Origin of the sequence: Curtobacterium sp. MCSS17_006, assembly GCF_003234215.1 — a bacterium.
Taxonomy (GTDB): domain Bacteria; phylum Actinomycetota; class Actinomycetes; order Actinomycetales; family Microbacteriaceae; genus Curtobacterium; species Curtobacterium flaccumfaciens.
Genome location: NZ_QKSO01000002.1, coordinates 259,745 through 279,230, shown reverse-complemented (window position 1 = coordinate 279,230; position 19,486 = coordinate 259,745). Strand labels below are relative to the sequence as shown.

Genomic DNA, 19,486 nt, shown 5'->3' with positions numbered 1-19,486 from the left:
GGGACCGACAGGCTGCCGTCCCTGGCGGGAATCCGGCCCGTCCGCGTACGGTGTGACGGGACGAGGCCGACACCGCAGGTCGGTCCGACGAGGGGGCGCCATGAGGATCTTGAGCACCGTGGCACGAGGGCTGGGCTGGTTGCTGACGACGGTCGCGAAGACGCTGGGCGGGATGCGGGGCGCGAAGCCGTACACCGATTCCCACGCGGCGCAGGTCCCGCCACGTCGCGAGGACTACCGCCCCTAGGATGCGCAACCGCGGTTCCGCGGCGTGACCGTAGGATCGTCGAGCCGCATCCAGCGGAACGACGGGGGAGCACCTGATGGAACAGCACGCCGATCAGCGAACGCGACCGCGGGTCGTCACGATCGCCGTGGCGCTCTGGTGGGCGTCCGTCATCATCAGCCTCGGGGCCGCCGCGCCCGGCATGGTCGTGTCCATGCGCGAAGCCGGCGGCGCGATCATCGGGGCGTCGCTCGGGCTCGTCCTCGTCCTCGCCTGGTCGGCACTGTTCGTGTGGCTGGCAACGCGGATGGGACGAGGCTCCGGGAACGCGCGTCTCTGGCTCGCGATCATCGCCGGGCTGAGTGCCTGCAGCACAGTGTTCGCCATCGCCACCGACGGCGTGGACTGGAGCTTCATCGAGGCCGTCTGCGTCGTCGTCGCCGCGGTGCTCAGCTACCTGCCCAGCGCCCGTCCGTTCTTCCCGCGGGACGAACGACGCCCGCGATCAGCGGAACCCCGCACCATCGGGTGGGACCCGACGACGGGCGAGCGCATCTTCGAGACGCACCCGTCGGGCGACCGCGCGAACTGAAGCGAACCCCCAGGAACAGCCGGAGAACGCCCGTTCCCCATTGTGGGGGTACCGCCGGACTCGGGCAGATGGTTCCATTCAGAGGTCGGCATCCTCCGGGTGCCGAACAGCCACGGACCGTCTTGCGTCGCAGTGAAGGTGGTCGCCGCTGGTTACGGTGACCACGAGGTGCCGTCGAGTCGATTCGGGTTCGACACGGCGGCGCCTCCCACACACCGGGGGACCGTCCGACCAGGAAGCAGCACCATGCGATCGCTCGTCTACACCAGCACCCAGACCCGTCCGATCACGGATTCCGAACTCGCCCAGATCCTGACGGTCGGTCGCGAGAAGAACACCCGGCTCGGCGTCACCGGCATGCTCGCGCACCGCGACGACAACTGCATCGGGATCATCGAGGGCGAGGACGACGTCGTCCGGGAGCGCTTCGACCAGGTCCGGGCCGACCCGCGGCACACGAACGTCCGGGTGCTGCTCGACGAGCCGATCGCCCAGCGCTCGTTCCCGGACTGGTCGATGGCGTTCCAGTCCCTCGACCCGCTGATGCACGACGTACCGGGGTTCAGCGACCTGTTCAGCCCGGGTCGCCCGACTGATCCGGCGTTCGGGGCCTCCCGCGCTCGCGCACTCCTGGACTGGTTCCGGAAGCACCCGCTGGCGCCACTGACGAACCAGAACGCCGCCGACGAGGAAGTCCCGCGCACCCGGGCGATCAACGGTGCGATCGCGGTCCTCCACGACGGGGGACTGTCACGCTTCTCGCTCGAGGGCGTCGCGTCCCGGTCGGGGATGCGGCAGGCCGAGCTCCTCGAGCTCTTCCCCTCCGAGCACGCACTGCTGGCCGCCGCGGTGATGCGGTGGACCCGTGCGGTGTCGGCACCGCTGCTGCCGCTCGCCGGTGAGAAGGGCACGGTCGCGTTCCTGCACGCGCTGCTCTCCGCCCACGCCGAGGACCCGTCCCTCATGCGTCTGATCGCCGCGACGCTGGCCATCTCGACCGACCCGTCGACGGACGGCGCCGACTACTACCGGTCTGCGTACCTGCAGTTCCGCGAGACCGTCCGCACCGCGCTGCAGGAAGACGTCCGCGCCGGCCGCGAACCGGCGACGATGGACCCGATCCGCGGGGCACAGCAGCTGCTCGCCCTCTACGACGGCATCCGCCTGCAGGCGCTGCTGACGCCGGACACCGACGTCGTCGACGCGTTCGACCGTGCCGCCGCACGGATGCGCCGCGGCTGGTCCGAGCAGTACGAGGAGACCACCGTGTGGGACATCTCCGCGCCGGCCGTGGACTGACATTCAGCGCACCAGACGCACGGTCCGGGGGATCGGTCCGAACGCCGACTCCGCGCCGTCGGGCGTGAAGCCGTTCCGCCGGTAGAAGGCGTGCGCCCGCGGGTTGTCCGCTGCCACCCACAGCGACGCCGGACGGTCGGCGAGCACGGTGTCGAGGAGTGCCTGGCCGGCGCCGGTTCCTTGCGCACGGGCCAGGACGTAGAGCGTCGTCAGCTCCTCGGGGCGGACGGCATCCGGCTCGGGGGTCGTCTGCGCCGCGGCGAAGCCCACGACGCCGCTGCTGTCCAGGGCGACCTGGACGGCTTCTCGGACGTCGGGACTCTCGAGCGTCGACCGCCACATGTCGACCCGGCGACCCGCGTCGAACCAGGGGCTCGTGTCCGGGTCGTCGACGAACCGGCCGTACGTCTCTCGCCACGACACCGTGTGCACGTGCGCGATCGCATCCGCATCGGCGAGCGTCGCCGGCCGGATCAGCGTCGAGACATCAGCATCGTTCCCCACTCGGTCAGGGTAGCGACCGGCGTCCGGTGCTCAGAGCTGGAGGTCCAGGTCGAAGAACCCCGTACCGCCGAGGAACAGCGGCACGATGACCCCGAACAACGTCAGCGTCGCCCCGATCAGGATCGCCGCGAACGCGATGCCGTCACCCCGCTCACCGGTCAGTCGCACGTCGCGGCGCGCGATGAACCCGACGACGAGACCGCCGATCGGTGCCACGAACGCGAGGGCGATCGCCACCACCGCGAGCAGGCTGAGGGGCGGTAGCGGCACGGCTGTCGATGCGGGGGACCCGGCGGCGCTCGGCGCGGTCTGGTCGGGAGCGAGGTCGGTCACGCCGGTCAGCCTAGGGTCGACGTCGACCGCTCCGCGCACCCCTGATCGAGGCTCACGCCGGAGGCCGCACCGCCCCGTCCACGTAGCGGACGAGGGCCCCCGCCACCGATCGTGCTCGGCGGGGGAGTCCTCACCCGTCGCGACCACGGTGACCGGCGAGCGGACGCTTGGGTCTCCACCCGGGACGGACGGGAGGCCCGGTGCCAGCTGGCACCGGGCCTCCCGTCCGTCCCGGGGTCGCGTCTCAGACGCGCACGGCGCGTTCGTCGGGGACGCAGTGCGTCATCATCAGGCCCTCGACGTCGCGGGAGCCGTTGTGACCGAGGTTCGCCAGGCGGGCGAGCTCGTCGTCGCTGAGCGTCTGGGACTGCAACGGGGGCAGGTCCTTGACCTCGTCGAGGGTGATGCCGAGTCCCTCGCCCACGCGACGACCCAGGTCGTCCTCGACCATGTAGAAGTGCCAGAGCATGCGCTCCTGCACCGGACGGGCCGCCTGCGAGATGAGGTCGACGAAGTTCGCGACGAGGTCGTCGCGCTCCCAGTCCTGCAGGAGCAGGTACCGCTGGCCGGCCTGGGTGTAGTCGTTCGTCCGGGGGATCCGCTTGCGGGTGAGGCGCCCGACGATCTCCGGCCCCTGGTCGTCGTGGGTCGGGTACTCCGCCTCGCGCAGGCCGCCGGTGATCGACGGCTCGTAGTTGACGTGCGGGTTCTCGCCGCCGTGGTCCTGGTGGTAGGCCATCTGCCCGTCGCGCTGGTTGGTCGCGACGGCGCCGTTCTTCGGGGCGTTCACCGGCAGCTGCAGGTAGTTCGGGCCGACGCGGTAGCGCTGCGTGTCCGAGTACGAGAACGTGCGTCCGACGAGCATCTTGTCGTCGGAGAAGTCGAGGCCGTCGACGAGCACGCCGGTGCCGAAGGACAGTTGCTCGTTCTCGGCGAAGTGGTTCGTGACGTTGCGGTTCAGGACCATCTTGCCGACGGGCTTCGGCGGGAACTCGTTCTCCGGCCACACCTTCGTGTCGTCGAGCGGGTCGAAGTCGAGCTCCGGGTGCTCGTGGTCGTCCATGAGCTGCACGCGGAGCTCCCACTCGGGGTACTCACCACGCTCGATCGCCTCGTACAGGTCCTTCGACGCGTGCCCGAGGTCGCCGGCCTGCACGGCGGCGGCGTCGGCCTCGGTCATCGAGGACACGCCCACCGACGGGATCCAGTGGTACTTGACGAGCTTGGTGTCGCCGTCGGCGTTCACCCACTTGTAGGTGTTCACGCCGAAGCCCTGCTGCGTGCGGTAGTTCGCGGGGATCCCGCGCGGGCTGAACAGGTTCACGAGCATGTGCATCGACTCGGGGGTCTGCGACATGAAGTCGAAGATGCGCGCCGGCTCCTGCCGGAAGGTCACGGGGTCGGGCTTGAGGGAGTGGATGACGTCGGGGAACTTGATGGCGTCGCGGATGAAGAAGACGCCGAGGTTGTTGCCGACGAGGTCCCAGTTGCCGTCCTCGGTGTAGAACTTCACGGCGAAGCCGCGCGGGTCGCGGGCAGCCTCGGAGGAGTCACGGCCGCCGATCACGGTGGAGAACCGGATCGCCAGGTCGGTGCGCTTGCCGGGCTCCTGGAACAGCTTCGCGCGGGTGTACGGCGCGATGGGTTCGTCACCCCACGTGCCGGTGGCCTCGAAGTACCCGAAGGCGACGGCACCGCGCGCGTGCACGACCCGCTCCGGGATCCGTTCGCGGTCGAAGTGGCTGATCTTCTCGAGGAACTGGTAGTTCTCGAGCGTCGCCGGGCCACGGGCCCCGACGGTGCGCTGGTTCTGGTTGTCGGAGACGGGGTGGCCCTGGCGGTTCGTCAGGATGCGGCGGTCGTCGCCCTCGGCGGGCGGTTGGCTGGAGACGTCGGTCATGTCTCGTCCTCTCTGCGGTCGCGGTCGGCTCGGGTTCCCGACCGAGTGTGGACCGGGGCGCGGGCACGCCCTCTCAGCGGCGTCGAGGACGCCGACGAGGACCGGTCGCCGGTGCGGCCGCCGCTGACGACCCGTCAGTACTTCGCCGCTGACGGCCCGTCAGTACGAGGTGCGACCGGTGGCCGCGGAGCCGAGCACCGCGGCCGCACCGTGCGCGAGCAGGGTCCCGTCGGTGACGACGGCGACGCGGTCGAAGCCGAGCGCGCGGAGCCGTTCGGCGCGGGCCAGGTCACCGGCGAAAGCGCCGGTGTGCTTGCCCGCGCGGCGGGCTGCGGCGACGATCGCGGGGAGGGGGTCCGTGGCGCTGTCGGCGTCGAGCAGCTCGCGCAGTTCCACGCCGAGCCCGATCGACAGGTCGAAGGGTCCGACGAACACCGCCGAGACGCCCGGGACCGCCAGGATCTGCTCGGCGGCACGGAGGCCCTCGCGTGTCTCGAGCATCACCCACACCTCGGGGTCGGCAGCGACGGCGGACGGTGCCGAACCGCCCCAGAGTCCCGCCATCGGCCCCCAGCTCCGCCGGCCCCGCGGTGGGTAGTGCGCGGCACGGACGGCGTGCTCGGCCTGCTCGACGGTCTCGATCATCGGGACGATCACGATGTCCGCGCCGAGGTCGAGCGCACGGCCGATGGCCGCGTCCGAGCCCTCGGCGACCCGGACGGCCACGGGGACCTGCGGTGCGACCGCGGCGAGCGCCGGCATCGTCGCCAGGAGCGTGGCGTCGTCGAAGGCGCCGTGCTGGGCGTCGAGGCCGAGCCAGGCGAACCCGTTCTGCGCAATCTGCGCGGTGGTGCGGGGTTCGCCGAGCGTGCACCACACGCCGTCGGCGCGGCCGTCTCCGAGTGCTGGCACCGTGGTCCTCCGTCTGGTCTGCGATCGCGAGCGCCGATGGTTCGGCGTCCGGCGCGCCAGGCTACCGCCCACGGGGACCTCGACGCTCACACGGCGGCGCCGGGGGACGGGCCGCGCCCCATGCGCACGCATGGGACATGGACAACCGCTCACCTCCGGGTGTAGTCCTGTGCGCAGGACGCACTCCACGGGCGGTCTCCGGTCGCCAGCACCAACCAGCACCACAGCACCAGTCGGGACCTGCAGGGAGGTCGGACGGACATGCGTGACGAACGTGACGTCGGCCAGCGGACTGGCTCGCTTCCGCCGGGCGGCGACGGGATCCGGGTGGCGTTCGGGATCGTCGGCGCGGTGGGCGTGCTCGCCGGACTGGCTGCGATCGTCCTGCCCCACGCGACGCTGTTCGCGGTGTCGTGGGTCTTCGGGATCTACCTGGTCGTGTCGGGGGCGGCGCTGGTCGTCCGGGGACTCCAGGTGCACCCTCGGGTCTGGTGGCGTCAGGTCGGGCTGGTGGTCCTCGGGGCAGTGGTGGTCGCCGGCGGTGTCGTCGCGATCGTGTTCCCGCCGATCGGGGCGCGGTGGGTGGCGCTGCTGCTCGGGTTCGCCTGGATCCTCGAGGGCATCGCACTCATCTACGCACCGTGGGTGGGCCGCCGTGCGCTGACCGTGGTGCTCGCCGTGCTCAGTGTGCTGAGCGGCATCCTGGTGATGAACCTGCCGGGCCTCGGCGCGCTGGTGACGGTGGCCGCGGTGGGGAGCGTGCTCATCGTGTTCGGTGTCGTCCAGCTCGCCGTCGCGTTCAGCTGGCCGCATCCGGACGGGGAGCGGGCCGGCCTGCCGGTCCCCGGCCCCTGATGCTCGCCGTCCGCTGGGAGCAACAGGGACCGAAGTCCTGGGTGGCGCGCGACCACGGGACCAGCCTGGGGCTCGTGCTGCACGTGCGTGAGCGGTTCCTGGCGTTCGACCAGGACGACCGCCCGCTCGGGAGCGCGGCGTCCCTGGCGGCGGCCCAGCAGCTCGTCGCCGGTGCCGTCCGCGCGAGTGCCCCGGCCCGGCGGGACACCGTCGCGGTGGTGCTGTCGGTGCTCGCGGCGCTGACCGTCGGGGGAGCGGCCGTCGTGCTCGCCGCTCGCGCGCTGATCTGAACGGCGATCATCGGCGGCGAGGCGGACCGGCGCACGCACGGCGGGTGCACCGGTACCGTTGCGTCCGTGAACGACGACCCCGATGCCGCCATCGCCCAGCACGTCCACGACGCCTGGGACGGTTCCCTGCGCCTGGTGCACATCACGATCTCGGACGAGGACGGTGACGCCTACCCCGGACAGGACGTCGACCGGTGGGTGATCGACGTCCGTGTCCCGATCACCGACGACGACGAGACCGAGGCGGTCTCCGTCGCCGAGGTCACCGCGTTCACGAGCCGTGCACCGGAGTCGCTCGAGGCACTGGTGCTCGGCTACCAGGTCTCCGACGTCGCCGGGTCCTTCGCGTCCGCCGTCGCCGCGCAGGACGCGACGGGGGAGACGTTCTTCTCGCTGCAGACCCACGCCGCCGAGATGCTCGGCAAGCCCGACCTGCTCGCCGTCGACCGGCTCACGGTCCGTCCCGCCTACCGGGGGCTGCCCGGACTGGTGCCGGCGATCGTCGAAGCCGTCCGCCACGGACCTGCCGGTCGCACCGCATCCTGGGTGCTCACCGACCCGACGGTGTGGGACGTGCCGTTCGGCGAGGACGACCGGTCCGCCGGCGCGTTCGTGCAGTGGGCCGACACCACGGTGCTCACCTCGATGAACGCCGCGCCGGACGACCTGGAACACCTGTCGCTCGTCCCGCCGGCCGGTGGCATCGTGATGGGGTCCCGGGCGGACGAGGTGCACCTCGGCGACGCGATCGACCACGCGATGACGCAACCCGCGATCGCGGTGCCCTTCGACCTGCCGCCGAAGCTCCCCGCCAGCATCTGGGCCGCCGCGCCCGAGGACGTCCACGGCGTGCACCCGGACGAGACCACCGGGTCGATCACGGTCGAGACGCACGACGAACAGCTCGAGGTCGTCGGTTCGCCCGGCACCGCACCGCAGCTCGTGGGGATCTCGGCCTCGGCCGACGCCGCGACCCAGGAGTGGCTCCGCACCGTGCACCAGCGCTGGTGGCAGTACGAGCCGGACCTGCACGCCCGCATCCACGACGTCGTCGACGAGTACCTGTCCACCGGACACATCGAGTCGGCGTCGGACGAGCTCGCCGGGCACCTGCACGCACCCGACCTGCCGCCGTACCGGACGGAGTGGCCGGGCACCGGTACCGTCCTGCTCGAGGAACTCGGTGAGGACACCGAGCCGATCGTCTTCGACGCCGTGCTCGAGGACGGCACCCGGCACGAGCACATCGGCGTGGTCGTCGTGCACGAGTCCGGACACGTCCGCGCGTTCCTGCACGACGAGTGGGAGCCCGGGTTCCCGGCCGCCGAGGCCGCGGTCGCGCACCTCATCAGCCTCGGTGCCGGCGAGTTCTTCGCGGACGCCCTGCACGACGAGCTGTCAGCGGGTGTCGAGCACGCGATCCTGACGGGTGACGTCCGCGGTCACTGACCGGGCCGCCCTGGGTCGGCTCAGACCGGGCGGTAGATCGCGATCGGCGGGGTGTCGTCGTCGCCCGCGTCGTGGGCGTCGCCCGTCGCGAACCAGGTGCGACCCTCGTGCTCGATCGTGGTCGGCAGGTCGCCGTGCACCAGGATCCGGATCGCGGGGGCGTCGCGGTCGACCAGGTCGACGCCGTGGGCCTCGGTCCCGCCTGGATTGTCGTGCACGTAGCTCATGGTCCGATCGAACTCCGTCGACCTGACGGACCGCCCGCGCCGCGCCGGACACGCCCGGAACCTCCACCGGAACCGGTGCTGCCGCCCTTCTTCGGGTAGAGTCATCTCCGCACGGCCAGGACGGCGTGTGAATGCGGATGTGGCGCAGTGGTAGCGCATCACCTTGCCAAGGTGAGGGTCGCGAGTTCGAATCTCGTCATCCGCTCAGAACAGGAAGACCGGAACCCCCGTCGCTCGGAAGAGCGGCGGGGGTTCCGTCGTTGCGGGGCGGCGTGGCACCGAAGGCGTGGGGGCCCAGCGGGCGCAGGCTTCGGGTTCCCGCGCCCACCGGGCGCGGAGGCGACCCTGCCCCCACCGGCACGCGCCGGGTGGGTGGCCCGGCGCAGTTCCGAGGATGTATCCGGAGCCGTCCCCCGTTCGGGTGGGAACCGGATCCAGGGTTGCGGGAACCCGCAAGAAACCCGCACGACCCGCCGTTCGAGCCTTGTGCTACTCGATGCCGTCCGGTAAGGACGCCGACATCGTGCGGGCGCCGGGCAAGCCGACCCACCGCCGGGCCCCGGACTCCACGACCGTGACGAGCACCGTGTCGCACCCGCGGCAGCGCGCCACCGACCCCATCGCGGTGCGGTGGACCGTGGTCTGCCCGAGCACCCCGAGCGAACCGCACCCGGCGCAGCGCAGGACAACCACGGTCGGCTCGGGTCCCAGGCTGTCGGCCAGCGTCCCCGCCAGCGCGTTGCCGTCCACGACGACCATCAGTTGCCCCCGAACCGTTCGGCGCGGACGTCACTCGTGTCGTGTCCGAGCTCGGCGAGCCAGCGCAGCACCTGCTCGACGAACGGCGTCGACCCGCACACGTAGACCAGGGCGGCCGCGTCCGGCGGGAACACCGCGGCAGCGAGGGCGTCCCGCGTCAGCCGTCCGGCCGGCACGGTCGAGCCTGGAGGCGCGGTGCGGCTGTACACGTGGGTCACCTCGAGCGGTGCCCGGCTCGCGAGCGCCTGGTCGAGTTCCGGACGGAAGAAGACGTCATCCGGTGTGCGGACGGCCGCGAGGAGCCGGAAGGGCGCCGGGTCGTCCGCCTCGGCGTGCGCGGTCACCATCGCGACGAGCGGCACGATGCCGGAGCCGCCGGCGATGAGCTGCACCGGCCGGGTGGAATCGCCCGGCCGCCAGACGAACCAGCCGCCCAGGGGTCCGTGGACCTCGAGCGCGTCGCCGACCTCGACGGCGTCGACGAGGAACGGCGAGACCTCGCCGCCGTCCACCCGGTCGACCGCGAGCACGACGTCGGTCGCGGGGCCGGCCGACGCGATGGAGTACGAGCGCTGTGCCTGGTAGCCGTCCTCGGCGGTCAGTCGCAGGTCCAGGTGCTGCCCGGGGTCGTTGCCCGGCCAGGTGGGGACGTCGAGGACGATCCGGCGCGCGTTCGTCGTCTCGCGGCCGACCGACGCGACGGTGGCGGCGTGCCAGGCCGGCCGCCTGCGGGTGGCGGGACGAGCGGAGGGGGTGCTCCGTGCCTCCAGGCCGGTGTCGGGGAGCGTCACCAGTACCGCTCTTCCTTCCACGGGTCGCCGTGCAGGTTGTAGCCCGCGTTCTCCCAGAAGCCGGGCTCGTCGTCGGACTGCATGACGATGCCGCGCACCCACTTGGCGCTCTTCCAGAAGTACAGGTGGGGGACCAGCAGGCGGGCGGGCCCACCGTGCTCGGGCGTCAGGGGCTCGCCGTCGGCCTCGAACGCGATCCAGGACTTGCCGTCGAGCAGCTCGTCGAGCGGGACGTTGGTCGTGTAGCCGCCGTAGCTGTGCACCATGCAGTAGTCGAGTTCGGTCTCGACGTCCTCGAACAGGCGGTCGAGCGGGACACCCCGCCACGGCATGTCGAGCTTGGTCCAGTGCGTGACGCAGTGGATGTCGACGGTGACGTCCTCGACGCCGAGTGCGTGCACCTCGTCCCAGGTCCACTGGTGCAGGCCGGACTCGGTGCGGATCGAGAAGGCCCAGTCGGTCGGCTCGATGTCGGGCGTCGCCCCGGCGGACAGGACGGGCCAGTCGCGGACCAGGGTCTGACCGGGCGGGATGCGGGTGTCGTCGCGGTCGTCGCGGCGACCGCCGAACCCGCGGGTGAACGTGGCCATGGTCCTCCTCGGGGACGTCGGTGCGTTCCCGATCATGCCGTGTGCCGGGCGGTGCCGTGTAACGGATTGGTAAACGTTCCACCCGTGGACGGAACGGACGTGCGCGGCGGCGGATCCGCGCGGGCTCGCCGATCGGGTCGGACGCGGTGGCGACCCGCGCGTCAGGAGCGGGCTTGGGGGATCGGCCCGGGACCTCTATCGTTCACCGGAACGATTACAGGAGGGGTCACCCCGAATGCAGCCCATCGTCCCCGAACCCCGCAATGCCCACGGTCCGAGCCGTCGGGCGCTCATCACCGGCGCCGCCGGTCTGGCCGGCCTCGGCCTGCTCACGCTCGCCGGATGCAGCTCCGGTGCGACCGCCGGCACCCCCACGATCCCCGAGGCCGCGGCCACCGGCGTCGCCCGTCGCGGCGGACGCCTGCGCATCGCCCGGCCCGCCGCGTCCGCCGCCGAGACCCTCGACTCCGCGAGCTCGCTGTCGGCCTACGAGTACCTCGGCGCGCTGTACAACCGGCTCGTCAAGCTCGACCAGCAGGGCACCCCGGTGCCGGACCTGGCCGAGGAGTGGTCCGCGAACGCCGACGGCACCGAGTGGACGTTCGCGCTCCGCCGGGGTGTGACCTTCCACGACGGGTCGCGGTTCACCGCCGACGACGCCATCGCGAGCATCCGGCACATCCTCGACGAGAAGACCGGCAGCCCGCAGGCCGGGGTGCTCGGCGAGGTCATGGACGCCGACTCGATGCGCGCCGTCGACCCGTACACGCTGCGCTTCTCGCTGACCAAGCCCAACGCCGAGTTCCCGTCGCTGCTCACGGCCTACCAGTGCTACATCGTGCCAGCCGACGCCGTCGCCGACATCGGCCGCACCGGGATCGGGACGGGGCCGTTCCGGCTGTCGTCGTTCACCCCCGCGGGTGCCGGCAGCGTCGAGGCGTTCGCGGAACACTTCGCCGGCCGCCCGGCGCTCGACGGCATCGACTTCTACTCGATCCAGGACACCACCGCGCGGGTGAACGCCCTGCTCGCCGGACAGATCGACCTCATCTCGCAGACCAACCTGGACTTCGCGACCGCCCGGGTGGTTTCGGCGTCCGACCGCGCCACCGTCGCCCGGTCGAAGAACGCCCAGTGGTACACGATCCCGATGCTCGCCACGAGCGACGAGTTCAGCGACCCGCGGGTGCGCCAGGCGATGAAGCTCGCCTACGACCCTCGGAAGATCGTCGACACCGCCCTGCAGGGCACCGGTTCGGCAGGTTGGGACAACCCCGTGCCGCCGCAGCTCGCCGCGTTCGTCGACGACCACCGCGAGTACGACCCGGACAAGGCCCGGGCGCTGCTCAAGCAGGCCGGGCGCGAGGACTTCCGCGCCGCGATCTACACGTCGAGCTACGAGTCGGTGTTCACCCCGATGGCCGTCGCCTACCGCGACGCCGTCGCCGACGCGGGCATCCGTCTGACCGTCCGCAACGCGAGTTCGGACTCGTACTACACGCAGATCTGGATGCAGAAGCCGCTCATGGTGAGCTACTGGTTCACGGGGCGGCCGATCGACCAGCTGCTCAACCAGATCTTCCGCTCGGGGTCGTCGTACAACGAGAGCGCCTGGTCGAACGAGACCTTCGACGGGCTGCTCGACGACGCCCGCGCCGAGATGGACGACGCCAAGCGGCTCACCCTGTACCAGGACGCCCAGCGGCTCGTCGTCGAGGACGGTGCCGACATGACGCCGATGTTCGGCGACCGGCTCGTGGGGCTGTCCCGCGACGTCGTGAACTACTCGGAGTACGGGTTCGAGTTCGACTACCTGCGGATCGGACTGCGCCGATGACGACCACGAACACGCCGTCGGACGTCCTCGTCCCCGTCCTCCGCCGCGTCGGCATCGCCGTGCTGACCGTGGTGCTCGCCTCGCTCTTCGTGTTCCTCGCGGTGCAGGCGCTCCCCGGTGACGTCGCCCAGCAACTGCTCGGGCAGAACGCCACCCCCGACGCCGTCAAGCAACTGCGCGAGACCCTCGGCCTCGACCAGAACGTCTGGCTCCGCTACCTGCAGTGGCTCGGCGGCGCCGTGCACGGCGACTTCGGCACCTCGCTCGTCAGCGGCGAACCGGTCGCCCCGACGCTGTTCACGGCCTTCCGGAACAGCATGCTCATCGCCGTGCCCGCGATGCTCGTCGGCGTCACGGTGTCCCTGACGCTCGGTGTCGTCGCCGGTGTCCGCCGCGGCCGTCCGAGCGACAAGGTGATCTCGATCGTCAGCCTGATCGTGATGAGCGTGCCGGAGTTCATGGTCGCCACCGTCCTGGTGCTGCTGTTCGCGATCGGCCTGCCGGTGTTCCCCGCCGTCGTGCTGCGGGGGAGCGACGCCACCGTCGCCGAGCTGCTGCCCACCATCTGGCTGCCGATCATCGTGCTGACGCTCGCGATGGCCGCCTACATCGTGCGGACGGCCCGCTCGTCGACCATCGACGTGATGGCATCGGAGTTCGTCACGACGGCCGAGCTCAAGGGGCTGACGATGCGCCGGGTGGTCTGGAAGCACGCGGTCCCGAGCGCCCTGCTCCCGACGCTGAACGTCGTCGCGCTCAACGTCGCGTGGCTGCTCGGCGGTGTCGTGGTGGTCGAGAACGTCTTCAACTACCCGGGCATGGGCAAGCTCATGCTCGAGTCGGTGTTCAACCGCGACCTGCCCACCATCGAGGCGATCGCCCTGCTGAGCGCCCTGATCTACGTCGTGTGCAACCTGGCCGCCGACCTCGTCGCGCTCGCACTCGACCCGAAGCTGCGGACCCGCCAGCGACGACCGCGCACGCGCACCCGCAGCGCCCGCAGCACCAGGAAGGCCGCCGCATGACCGCCACCGCACCCCGCCGCCGCGTCGGACGCGACGTGCTCGCCGGCGCGCTCGCACCCCTGCGCGGGTCGACGGCGCTGAGCATCGGCCTCGGCCTCATCGGCCTGCACGTCGTCCTCGCCCTGCTCGCGCCGGTCATCGCCGGGCACGACCCGGTCGCGACGAACGCCGGCGACGTGCTCGCCGGTCCGACGTGGACGCACTGGCTCGGCACCGACCAGTACGGGCGTGACGTGCTCTCCCGCACGCTGAACGGCGGCCGGTACGCGCTGTCCGTGACCTTCCTGGCCACCACGATCGCCGTCGCGGTCGGCACCGTGCTCGGCTGCGTCACGGCCTACGCCGACAACTGGTTCGACGAGGTCGTCATGCGCGTCGTCGACGCCCTGCTCAGCGTGCCGTCGATCCTCGCGCTCCTGGTCGTCGTGACGGTCTTCGACGCCGGCCTCTGGGTCATCGTCCTCGCCGTCACGGTCGTCTACGCCCCCGCGGTGACCCGGGTCGTCCGCGGCGCCGCCCGCACCGTGATCACCCAGGACTACGTCACCGCTGCCCGCGCCCGGGGCGAGCGGCCGCTGTCGATCGTGTTCCGCGAGATCCTGCCGAACGTGCTCGACGTCGTGCTCGTCGAGTACGCGATGCGGGCCTCGTGGATCGTGCTGCTCGTCGCGTCGCTGTCCTTCCTGGGCTTCGGCGCGAACCCGCCGACCCCGGACTGGGGCCTGATGGTGCAGGAGAACCGCACCGCGCTCACCGTGGTGCCGCTCGGCACGCTCGCCCCGATCGTGGCCCTCGCCACGCTGGTGATCGGACTGAACCTCGCGGCCGACGGCCTGAGCAAGTCGCTCGGCGTCGACCGTGCCAAGCAGGGAGTCAGCGCATGACCCGCACCGACACCGGCACGACGTCCGCCGCGACGGCGACCGTGCCCGACGCGATCGTCCGCGTCGACGACCTGTCCATCTCGTACGCCGCCGGCAAACGGCGCGTCCCCGTCGTCCGGGGTGTCTCGTTCACGATCGAGGCCGGTCGCACCCTCGGCCTGGTCGGCGAGTCCGGCAGCGGCAAGTCGACCGTCGCGCGGACGCTCCTCGCACACCTGCGCGCCGGGTCGGCGATCGACGGCGGGACGGTCCGCGTCGACGGTGCCGACGTGTTCGCCCTGTCGCCGGCCGGCCGCCGGGCGCTCCGCGGCGGCACCGCCTCGGTCGTCGCCCAGAACGCCGGACAGGCGCTCACCCCGTCGATGCGCGTCGGCGAACAGATCCGCGAGGCCCTCCGCGCCCACGGCGAGCCCGACGGCCCCGAACGGGTCGCCGAGCTGGTCCGGCTGGTCCGGCTGCCGGACCCCGACGCGATCGTCCGCCGGTACCCGCACCAGTTGTCCGGCGGGCAGCAGCAGCGCATCGCCATCGCGATGGCCGTCGCCGCCCGGCCGCGCGTGCTCGTCCTCGACGAGCCGACCACCGCCCTCGACGTGGTCACGCAGGCCGCGGTCCTCGACCTGGTCGCCGACCTCGGCCGGCAGCTCGGCATGGCCGTCCTGCTCGTCAGCCACGACCTCGGGGTGGTGTCCGCCATGGCGGACGAGATCGCCGTGATGCGCGACGGCGAGGTCGTCGAGCACGCCGCCACCGCGGCGCTCTTCGCCGCGCCGCAGCACGAGTACACGCGTGCCCTGCTGGCCGCGGTGCCGGACGGGCGGCGGCCTGGAGGCGCGGATCGCGACGCCCTGGACGCGACCGCCCCCGGGACGGTCGGCTCCACGGCCACCGGCACCGTGCCTCCCGAGCGCACAGCCCGCCCCGTGGTGACCGCGGACGACCTGGTGATCCGCTACGGCCGCGGCCTGCCGGCCGCCGTCGACGGCGTCTCGTTCACGATCGCCGCGCACGAGACGCTCGCCGTCGTCGGCGAGTCCGGCAGCGGCAAGTCGACGCTCGCCACGGCGCTGGCCGGCCTGGTACCGGCCGAATCGGGGACGTTCACGTACGACGACGGCACGACGAGCGGCGACCTGCGCGAGCCGATCGCCGGCCGCGCGCCCGCCCTGCGGCGCGCGGTGCAGCTCGTGTTCCAGAACGCGGACACGTCGCTCAACCCGCGGCGCACCGTGGGCGCAGCCGTCGCGCGGCCGCTCCGGTTGTTCAGCGGCTCGTCCTCGCGCGATCGCGTCGGGGCACTGCTCAGCCAGGTCGGGCTCGGGCCGGAGTTCGCCGACCGTCTGCCCGCGCAGCTGTCCGGTGGGCAGCGGCAGCGCGTCGGGATCGCGCGCGCACTCGCGGCCGAGCCGTCGCTCGTGATCGCCGACGAGATCACCACGGCGCTCGACGTGCAGGTGCAGGCGGGGATCCTCGCGCTGCTGGCCGACCTGCAGCGCGAGCGGGGCCTCGCCTGCCTGTTCATCAGCCACGACCTCGCGGTGGTGCGGGGCGTGGCGGACCGGGTCGCGGTGATGACCGGTGGCCGGATCGTCGAGATCGGACCGACCGAGCGGGTGTTCACCGGCCCGAACCACCCGTACACGTCGACGCTGCTCGCGGCGACCCTCGAACCCGGCAGCACGACCCTGCCCGACGTCGGTGACGGGGTGCCGCGCTGGCGGCACGCCGACGGCTGGACCGACCACGGCGACGGACACCGCACCCGCAACTGGGAGGACGCATGACGACCGACGACGGCACCGACCACGGCACCGCCGCCACCACCTTCACCGCCATCGGCAACCCCGGCTCGCTGCCCGCGGGCGTGACGGTCCGCGACGAGTGGATCCCGATGCCCGACGGTGTCCGGCTGCACGCCCGGATCTGGGCGCCGTCGCAGCCGCCGACGCAATCGGGTGCGCCCAGCGACCCGACGCCGGTGCTGCTCGAGTACCTGCCGTACCGGCTCGACGACTGGACCGCACCGCGCGACTCGGAGCGGCACCCCTGGTACGCCCAGCACGGCTATGCCTCGGTGCGGGTCGACATCCGCGGCACCGGGTCGTCCGACGGGTTCTTCGACGACGAGTACAGCGAGCAGGAGCTGCTCGACGGCGAGGCCGTGATCGCGTGGCTCGCCGAGCAGCCGTGGTCGACCGGTGCCGTCGGCATGTTCGGCATCTCTTGGGGCGGCTTCAACGCGCTGCAGCTCGCAGCCCGGGCACCCGCCGCCCTCAAGGCCATCGTGACGGTCTGCTCGACGGATGACCGGTACGACAACGACGTGCACTACGTCGGCGGCGCCGTGCTCGGCATCGACATGGCGGCCTGGGGCGCGACGATGTTCGCCTTCAACTCGCGGCCGCCCCGGCCCGAGGTCGTCGGTGCCGGGTGGATCGACCGGTGGCGGGAACGCCTCGAGGCGAACCGCCCGATGACGCCGGTGTGGCTCGCGCACCAGGAGCGCGACGACTACTGGCGGCACGGCAGCGCGGCCGAGGACTACGACGGCATCCGCGCCGCGGTGCTCGCGGTCGGCGGGTGGGCGGACCCCTACCGGGACGCCGTGCTCCGGCTCGTCGACCACGTCAGCGCCCCCGTGAAGGGCATCGTCGGCCCGTGGTCGCACCAGTACCCGGACCGTGGACTCGCGCCGGGGCCGTCGATCGGGTTCCTGCAGGAGACCCTGCGGTGGTGGGACCGCTGGCTGCGCGGGGTCGACACCGGCGTCGAGGACGACCCCGCACTGCGGGCCTGGATCAACGAGGGCGAAGCCCCCGCGCCCTACTACGCCGGCCGCCGCGGTCGCTGGATCGGTGCCGAGGCGTGGCCCTCCGCCGCGACCCACGAGCGTGTCCTGCCCCTCGCCGCCCTGCGCGGCGGTGACCTCGGGCCGGTCGTCGTGCGGTCGCCGCAGCACACCGGGGTGGACGCCGGTCGGTTCTTCCCGTTCGGCAACGCCACCGACCTGCCGACGGACCAGCGCGCCGAGGACGGCCGGTCGGTCACCTTCGACCTGCCCGTCGGCAAGGCGTTCGACCTGCTCGGCAACGTGCTCGTGCGGCTGTCCGTCACGAGCGACCAGCCCCGGGCCACCCTGACCGTGCGGCTCTGCGACGTCGCACCGGACGGCTCGTCGACGCTCGTCACGCGCGGGGTGCTGAACGCCGCGAAGCGTGACGGCATGGACCGCGACGACGTGCTCGTGCCCGGGACGCCCGCCGACCTGCCCGTGCGGCTGGTCTCGACCGGACACCGGTTCGCCGCCGGACACCGGCTGCGCATCGCGGTCTCGTCGTCGTACTGGCCGTGGGTGTGGCCGCACGGCGTCGAGGCCACCGTGACGATCGACCCGACCGCCTCGAGCGTCACCCTGCCCACCTGGACCCGGGAGACCGACGACGGGGTGGTCTTCGCCGAGCCCGAACGGTCCGAGCCGCTCGTGATCGAGCGTGTCGCGCCGGCCGACCCGCTGCCGCAGCGCACGGTGACGCACGACGTCGAGACGGGGGAGTGGACGCTCGACGTCGACCCCGGGTACGGCGGCGGCCGGGTCTACCCGGACGGCCTCGTGTTCACCGAGGACGCCCGCGAGACGTACCGGATCCGCTCCGACGACCCGACCAGCGCACGGGCGAGTTCCGGCTGGGCGATCGGGCTGACGAAGCCGGAGTGGGCCGCGCGCCTCGAGACGACGTCCGAGGTCACCGCCGACGCCCACACCTTCCACGTCGTCAACACCGTGCGCGCCTGGGCACGCGACGGCGGACCCGACGAACCCGAGGTGCTCGTCACCGAGCGGACCTTCGTCGACGACGTCCCACGGACCTCGGCGTGACCGCGGCGGCACGCGTCCGGCAGCGGCCGGAGGTCCGGCGCGCGATGATCGTCGAGGCCGCCCGCGCGGTGATCGTCCGGAACGGCGTTGGCGCCACCGGACTGCGTGACATCGCGGCCGAGGCCGGCGTCTCCGTCGGCACCGTGACGTACCACTTCGGCAGCGTCGCGGAGATCCTCAACGAGGTCGTGGTGCTCGAGACGGAGCGCTTCTACGGCGCCATCGTCGCGGCCGTCGACGCCGAACCCGACGTGCTGGTGGGGCTGCGGATGCTCGTCGCCCCGCTGTTCGGCGACACCGAGCAGGTCCGGCAGCACTGGCGGATCTGGTCCGACTACTGGACCGCGGTGGTGCGACGGCCCGAGGTCGCCGCCGAGTACGCCGAACGCATCCGCGTCTGGGAGGCCTGCCTGGTGCGGGTCATCCGGCGCGGGGTGGACGCCGGGGTGTTCGGTGGCACGCGCCAGGGCAGCGACGGCGGCGACCCCGTCGACGCCGACACCGTCGCGCTGCAGCTCGCCGCGTACAGCGACGGCGTCGCGACCCAGATCGCCCAGGGCGTGCCCGGCCTGACGAACACGGTCGCCCTCTCGTGGATGTGGCGGTTCCTGTCGCACGAACTCGGTGTGCCCGCTGTGGACATCGCCGGAACCGGTCGTTCCCCCTTGTGATGAGGTAAGGCTTCCCTTACCGTTGCCACATGGCACGGACCCGGCGACAGCCCAGCGAACGCATCCTCATCGCGGGCGGTGCCGAGGACCTCGTCGAGATCCACCGCCAGCTCGAGGAACTCCCCGAGAACGCGTACGGGCAGGTGTTCGTCGAGGTCGCCCTCGACGAGCAGATCCGCATCCTGCCGGCCCCGCCGCGCGTCACCGTGACCTGGCTGGTCCGGAGCGCCCGCAGCTCGGCCGTCGCCCCGCTGGTCTTCGCCGACCACGGCGAAGCGCTGGCACACGCCCTGACCGGGTGGGCCGCCGAGTGGTGCGTGACGGGCTGCGAGCCCCGCACCTCGGTGTGGATCGGGTGCGCGGACAGCCCGTGGATCGAGCGCGCTCGGTCCATGGTGCAGCTCGAGCTCACCGACGCCGGCCAGCAGGTCCAGGTCGAGTACGGCGGGTAAGGGCAGCCTGCTC

The 19,486-nt window shown here is 72.2% G+C and carries 21 protein-coding genes and 1 tRNA gene; 14 read left to right on the top strand and 8 right to left on the bottom strand.

The annotated features are described in order from the left end of the window. Positions 1 to 100 precede the first annotated feature (100 nt). From DEJ21_RS18110 to DEJ21_RS03520, 3 genes are all read left to right on the top strand, one after another. Positions 101 to 247 carry a hypothetical protein gene (locus DEJ21_RS18110; protein WP_163343646.1) on the top strand — a complete coding sequence of 49 codons (147 nt, stop codon included), beginning with the start codon at positions 101 to 103 and terminating at the stop codon, positions 245 to 247. Between the two features lie 76 nt (positions 248 to 323). Beyond that, positions 324 to 818, top strand: a complete 495-nt coding sequence (locus DEJ21_RS03525; protein ID WP_111223709.1) for a hypothetical protein — start codon at positions 324 to 326, stop codon at positions 816 to 818. A gap of 246 nt (positions 819 to 1,064) precedes the next feature. Continuing rightward, entirely contained in the window at positions 1,065 to 2,117 is a 1,053-nt protein-coding gene (locus DEJ21_RS03520) for a BLUF domain-containing protein (protein ID WP_111223708.1), read from the top strand. Positions 2,118 to 2,120: 3 nt separating this feature from the next. Here DEJ21_RS03520 and DEJ21_RS03515 read toward each other — a convergent pair whose 3' ends face one another. From DEJ21_RS03515 to DEJ21_RS03500, 4 genes are all read right to left on the bottom strand, one after another. Beyond that, positions 2,121 to 2,621: a GNAT family N-acetyltransferase gene (locus DEJ21_RS03515; RefSeq protein WP_258374864.1), complete on the bottom strand. Its 501-nt coding sequence runs from the start codon at positions 2,619 to 2,621 to the stop codon at positions 2,121 to 2,123. A 30-nt stretch (positions 2,622 to 2,651) separates the two neighbouring features. Then, the gene (locus DEJ21_RS03510) at positions 2,652 to 2,954 is read right to left on the bottom strand and encodes a DUF4190 domain-containing protein (protein WP_146247690.1); all 303 of its coding nucleotides are present in this window, start codon (positions 2,952 to 2,954) and stop codon (positions 2,652 to 2,654) included. A gap of 244 nt (positions 2,955 to 3,198) precedes the next feature. Then, complete coding sequence (locus tag DEJ21_RS03505; RefSeq protein ID WP_111223706.1) at positions 3,199 to 4,854, bottom strand: catalase; 1,656 nt, start codon at positions 4,852 to 4,854, stop codon at positions 3,199 to 3,201. 159 nt (positions 4,855 to 5,013) lie between these two features. Next, on the bottom strand, positions 5,014 to 5,766 hold the full coding sequence (locus DEJ21_RS03500; protein WP_181435764.1) for an HpcH/HpaI aldolase/citrate lyase family protein: 753 nt from the start codon (positions 5,764 to 5,766) through the stop codon (positions 5,014 to 5,016). Between the two features lie 261 nt (positions 5,767 to 6,027). On the opposite strand from DEJ21_RS03500, the gene DEJ21_RS03495 reads away from it, so the two are divergent. From DEJ21_RS03495 to DEJ21_RS03485, 3 genes are all read left to right on the top strand, one after another. Next, positions 6,028 to 6,621, top strand: coding sequence for an HdeD family acid-resistance protein (locus DEJ21_RS03495; protein ID WP_111223704.1), 594 nt, complete (start codon positions 6,028 to 6,030; stop codon positions 6,619 to 6,621). A 74-nt stretch (positions 6,622 to 6,695) separates the two neighbouring features. After that, entirely contained in the window at positions 6,696 to 6,911 is a 216-nt protein-coding gene (locus tag DEJ21_RS03490) for a hypothetical protein (RefSeq protein ID WP_181435763.1), read from the top strand. A 66-nt stretch (positions 6,912 to 6,977) separates the two neighbouring features. After that, a complete protein-coding gene (locus tag DEJ21_RS03485; protein WP_111223703.1) occupies positions 6,978 to 8,360 on the top strand; it encodes a hypothetical protein in 1,383 nt (460 codons plus the stop codon). 20 nt (positions 8,361 to 8,380) lie between these two features. Here DEJ21_RS03485 and DEJ21_RS18105 read toward each other — a convergent pair whose 3' ends face one another. After that, positions 8,381 to 8,587, bottom strand: a complete 207-nt coding sequence (locus tag DEJ21_RS18105; protein ID WP_181435762.1) for a hypothetical protein — start codon at positions 8,585 to 8,587, stop codon at positions 8,381 to 8,383. Between the two features lie 133 nt (positions 8,588 to 8,720). Between DEJ21_RS18105 and DEJ21_RS03475 the strand changes: the two genes are divergently transcribed. Continuing rightward, positions 8,721 to 8,792 (top strand) — tRNA-Gly (locus DEJ21_RS03475). 284 nt (positions 8,793 to 9,076) lie between these two features. Here the strand turns inward: DEJ21_RS03475 and DEJ21_RS03470 are convergent. Genes DEJ21_RS03470 through DEJ21_RS03460 form a run of 3 tightly spaced genes read right to left on the bottom strand, consistent with a single transcriptional unit; the run spans position 9,077 to position 10,727 of the window. Continuing rightward, on the bottom strand, positions 9,077 to 9,346 hold the full coding sequence (locus tag DEJ21_RS03470; RefSeq protein WP_111223701.1) for a DUF6510 family protein: 270 nt from the start codon (positions 9,344 to 9,346) through the stop codon (positions 9,077 to 9,079). After that, a complete protein-coding gene (locus tag DEJ21_RS03465) occupies positions 9,346 to 10,137 on the bottom strand; it encodes a ferredoxin reductase (RefSeq protein ID WP_111223700.1) in 792 nt (263 codons plus the stop codon). Before DEJ21_RS03465 ends, DEJ21_RS03470 begins: the two co-directional genes overlap by 1 nt. Then, a complete protein-coding gene (locus DEJ21_RS03460) occupies positions 10,134 to 10,727 on the bottom strand; it encodes a molybdopterin-dependent oxidoreductase (protein WP_111022879.1) in 594 nt (197 codons plus the stop codon). The genes DEJ21_RS03465 and DEJ21_RS03460 overlap by 4 nt, the downstream gene beginning before the upstream one ends. A 235-nt stretch (positions 10,728 to 10,962) precedes the next feature. Between DEJ21_RS03460 and DEJ21_RS03455 the strand changes: the two genes are divergently transcribed. Genes DEJ21_RS03455 through DEJ21_RS03425 form a run of 7 tightly spaced genes read left to right on the top strand, consistent with a single transcriptional unit; the run spans position 10,963 to position 19,473 of the window. Continuing rightward, positions 10,963 to 12,564, top strand: a complete 1,602-nt coding sequence (locus DEJ21_RS03455) for an ABC transporter substrate-binding protein (protein WP_111223699.1) — start codon at positions 10,963 to 10,965, stop codon at positions 12,562 to 12,564. Then, entirely contained in the window at positions 12,561 to 13,589 is a 1,029-nt protein-coding gene (locus DEJ21_RS03450; protein ID WP_111223698.1) for an ABC transporter permease, read from the top strand. The genes DEJ21_RS03455 and DEJ21_RS03450 overlap by 4 nt, the downstream gene beginning before the upstream one ends. Beyond that, on the top strand, positions 13,586 to 14,473 hold the full coding sequence (locus tag DEJ21_RS03445; RefSeq protein WP_111223697.1) for an ABC transporter permease: 888 nt from the start codon (positions 13,586 to 13,588) through the stop codon (positions 14,471 to 14,473). Before DEJ21_RS03450 ends, DEJ21_RS03445 begins: the two co-directional genes overlap by 4 nt. Beyond that, positions 14,470 to 16,257, top strand: coding sequence for an ABC transporter ATP-binding protein (locus DEJ21_RS03440; RefSeq protein ID WP_111223696.1), 1,788 nt, complete (start codon positions 14,470 to 14,472; stop codon positions 16,255 to 16,257). The genes DEJ21_RS03445 and DEJ21_RS03440 overlap by 4 nt, the downstream gene beginning before the upstream one ends. Then, on the top strand, positions 16,254 to 18,350 hold the full coding sequence (locus DEJ21_RS03435; protein ID WP_111223695.1) for a CocE/NonD family hydrolase: 2,097 nt from the start codon (positions 16,254 to 16,256) through the stop codon (positions 18,348 to 18,350). Before DEJ21_RS03440 ends, DEJ21_RS03435 begins: the two co-directional genes overlap by 4 nt. Next, the gene (locus tag DEJ21_RS03430) at positions 18,347 to 19,021 is read left to right on the top strand and encodes a TetR/AcrR family transcriptional regulator (RefSeq protein WP_071403870.1); all 675 of its coding nucleotides are present in this window, start codon (positions 18,347 to 18,349) and stop codon (positions 19,019 to 19,021) included. Before DEJ21_RS03435 ends, DEJ21_RS03430 begins: the two co-directional genes overlap by 4 nt. A gap of 29 nt (positions 19,022 to 19,050) precedes the next feature. Next, a complete protein-coding gene (locus DEJ21_RS03425) occupies positions 19,051 to 19,473 on the top strand; it encodes an SIP domain-containing protein (RefSeq protein WP_071244660.1) in 423 nt (140 codons plus the stop codon). Positions 19,474 to 19,486 lie beyond the last annotated feature (13 nt).

What these genes read in the sequence shown, in the direction of transcription:
- DEJ21_RS03435 (WP_111223695.1), top strand. Translation starts at nt 16,254, where the DNA reads ATGACGACCGACGACGGCACCGACCACGGCACCGCCGCCACCACCTTC.
- DEJ21_RS18105 (WP_181435762.1), bottom strand. Translation starts at nt 8,587, where the DNA reads ATGAGCTACGTGCACGACAATCCAGGCGGGACCGAGGCCCACGGCGTC.
- DEJ21_RS03445 (WP_111223697.1), top strand. Translation starts at nt 13,586, where the DNA reads ATGACCGCCACCGCACCCCGCCGCCGCGTCGGACGCGACGTGCTCGCC.
- DEJ21_RS18110 (WP_163343646.1), top strand. Translation starts at nt 101, where the DNA reads ATGAGGATCTTGAGCACCGTGGCACGAGGGCTGGGCTGGTTGCTGACG.
- DEJ21_RS03495 (WP_111223704.1), top strand. Translation starts at nt 6,028, where the DNA reads ATGCGTGACGAACGTGACGTCGGCCAGCGGACTGGCTCGCTTCCGCCG.
- DEJ21_RS03455 (WP_111223699.1), top strand. Translation starts at nt 10,963, where the DNA reads ATGCAGCCCATCGTCCCCGAACCCCGCAATGCCCACGGTCCGAGCCGT.
- DEJ21_RS03450 (WP_111223698.1), top strand. Translation starts at nt 12,561, where the DNA reads ATGACGACCACGAACACGCCGTCGGACGTCCTCGTCCCCGTCCTCCGC.
- DEJ21_RS03440 (WP_111223696.1), top strand. Translation starts at nt 14,470, where the DNA reads ATGACCCGCACCGACACCGGCACGACGTCCGCCGCGACGGCGACCGTG.
- DEJ21_RS03520 (WP_111223708.1), top strand. Translation starts at nt 1,065, where the DNA reads ATGCGATCGCTCGTCTACACCAGCACCCAGACCCGTCCGATCACGGAT.
- DEJ21_RS03460 (WP_111022879.1), bottom strand. Translation starts at nt 10,727, where the DNA reads ATGGCCACGTTCACCCGCGGGTTCGGCGGTCGCCGCGACGACCGCGAC.
- DEJ21_RS03425 (WP_071244660.1), top strand. Translation starts at nt 19,051, where the DNA reads ATGGCACGGACCCGGCGACAGCCCAGCGAACGCATCCTCATCGCGGGC.
- DEJ21_RS03470 (WP_111223701.1), bottom strand. Translation starts at nt 9,346, where the DNA reads ATGGTCGTCGTGGACGGCAACGCGCTGGCGGGGACGCTGGCCGACAGC.
- DEJ21_RS03505 (WP_111223706.1), bottom strand. Translation starts at nt 4,854, where the DNA reads ATGACCGACGTCTCCAGCCAACCGCCCGCCGAGGGCGACGACCGCCGC.
- DEJ21_RS03525 (WP_111223709.1), top strand. Translation starts at nt 324, where the DNA reads ATGGAACAGCACGCCGATCAGCGAACGCGACCGCGGGTCGTCACGATC.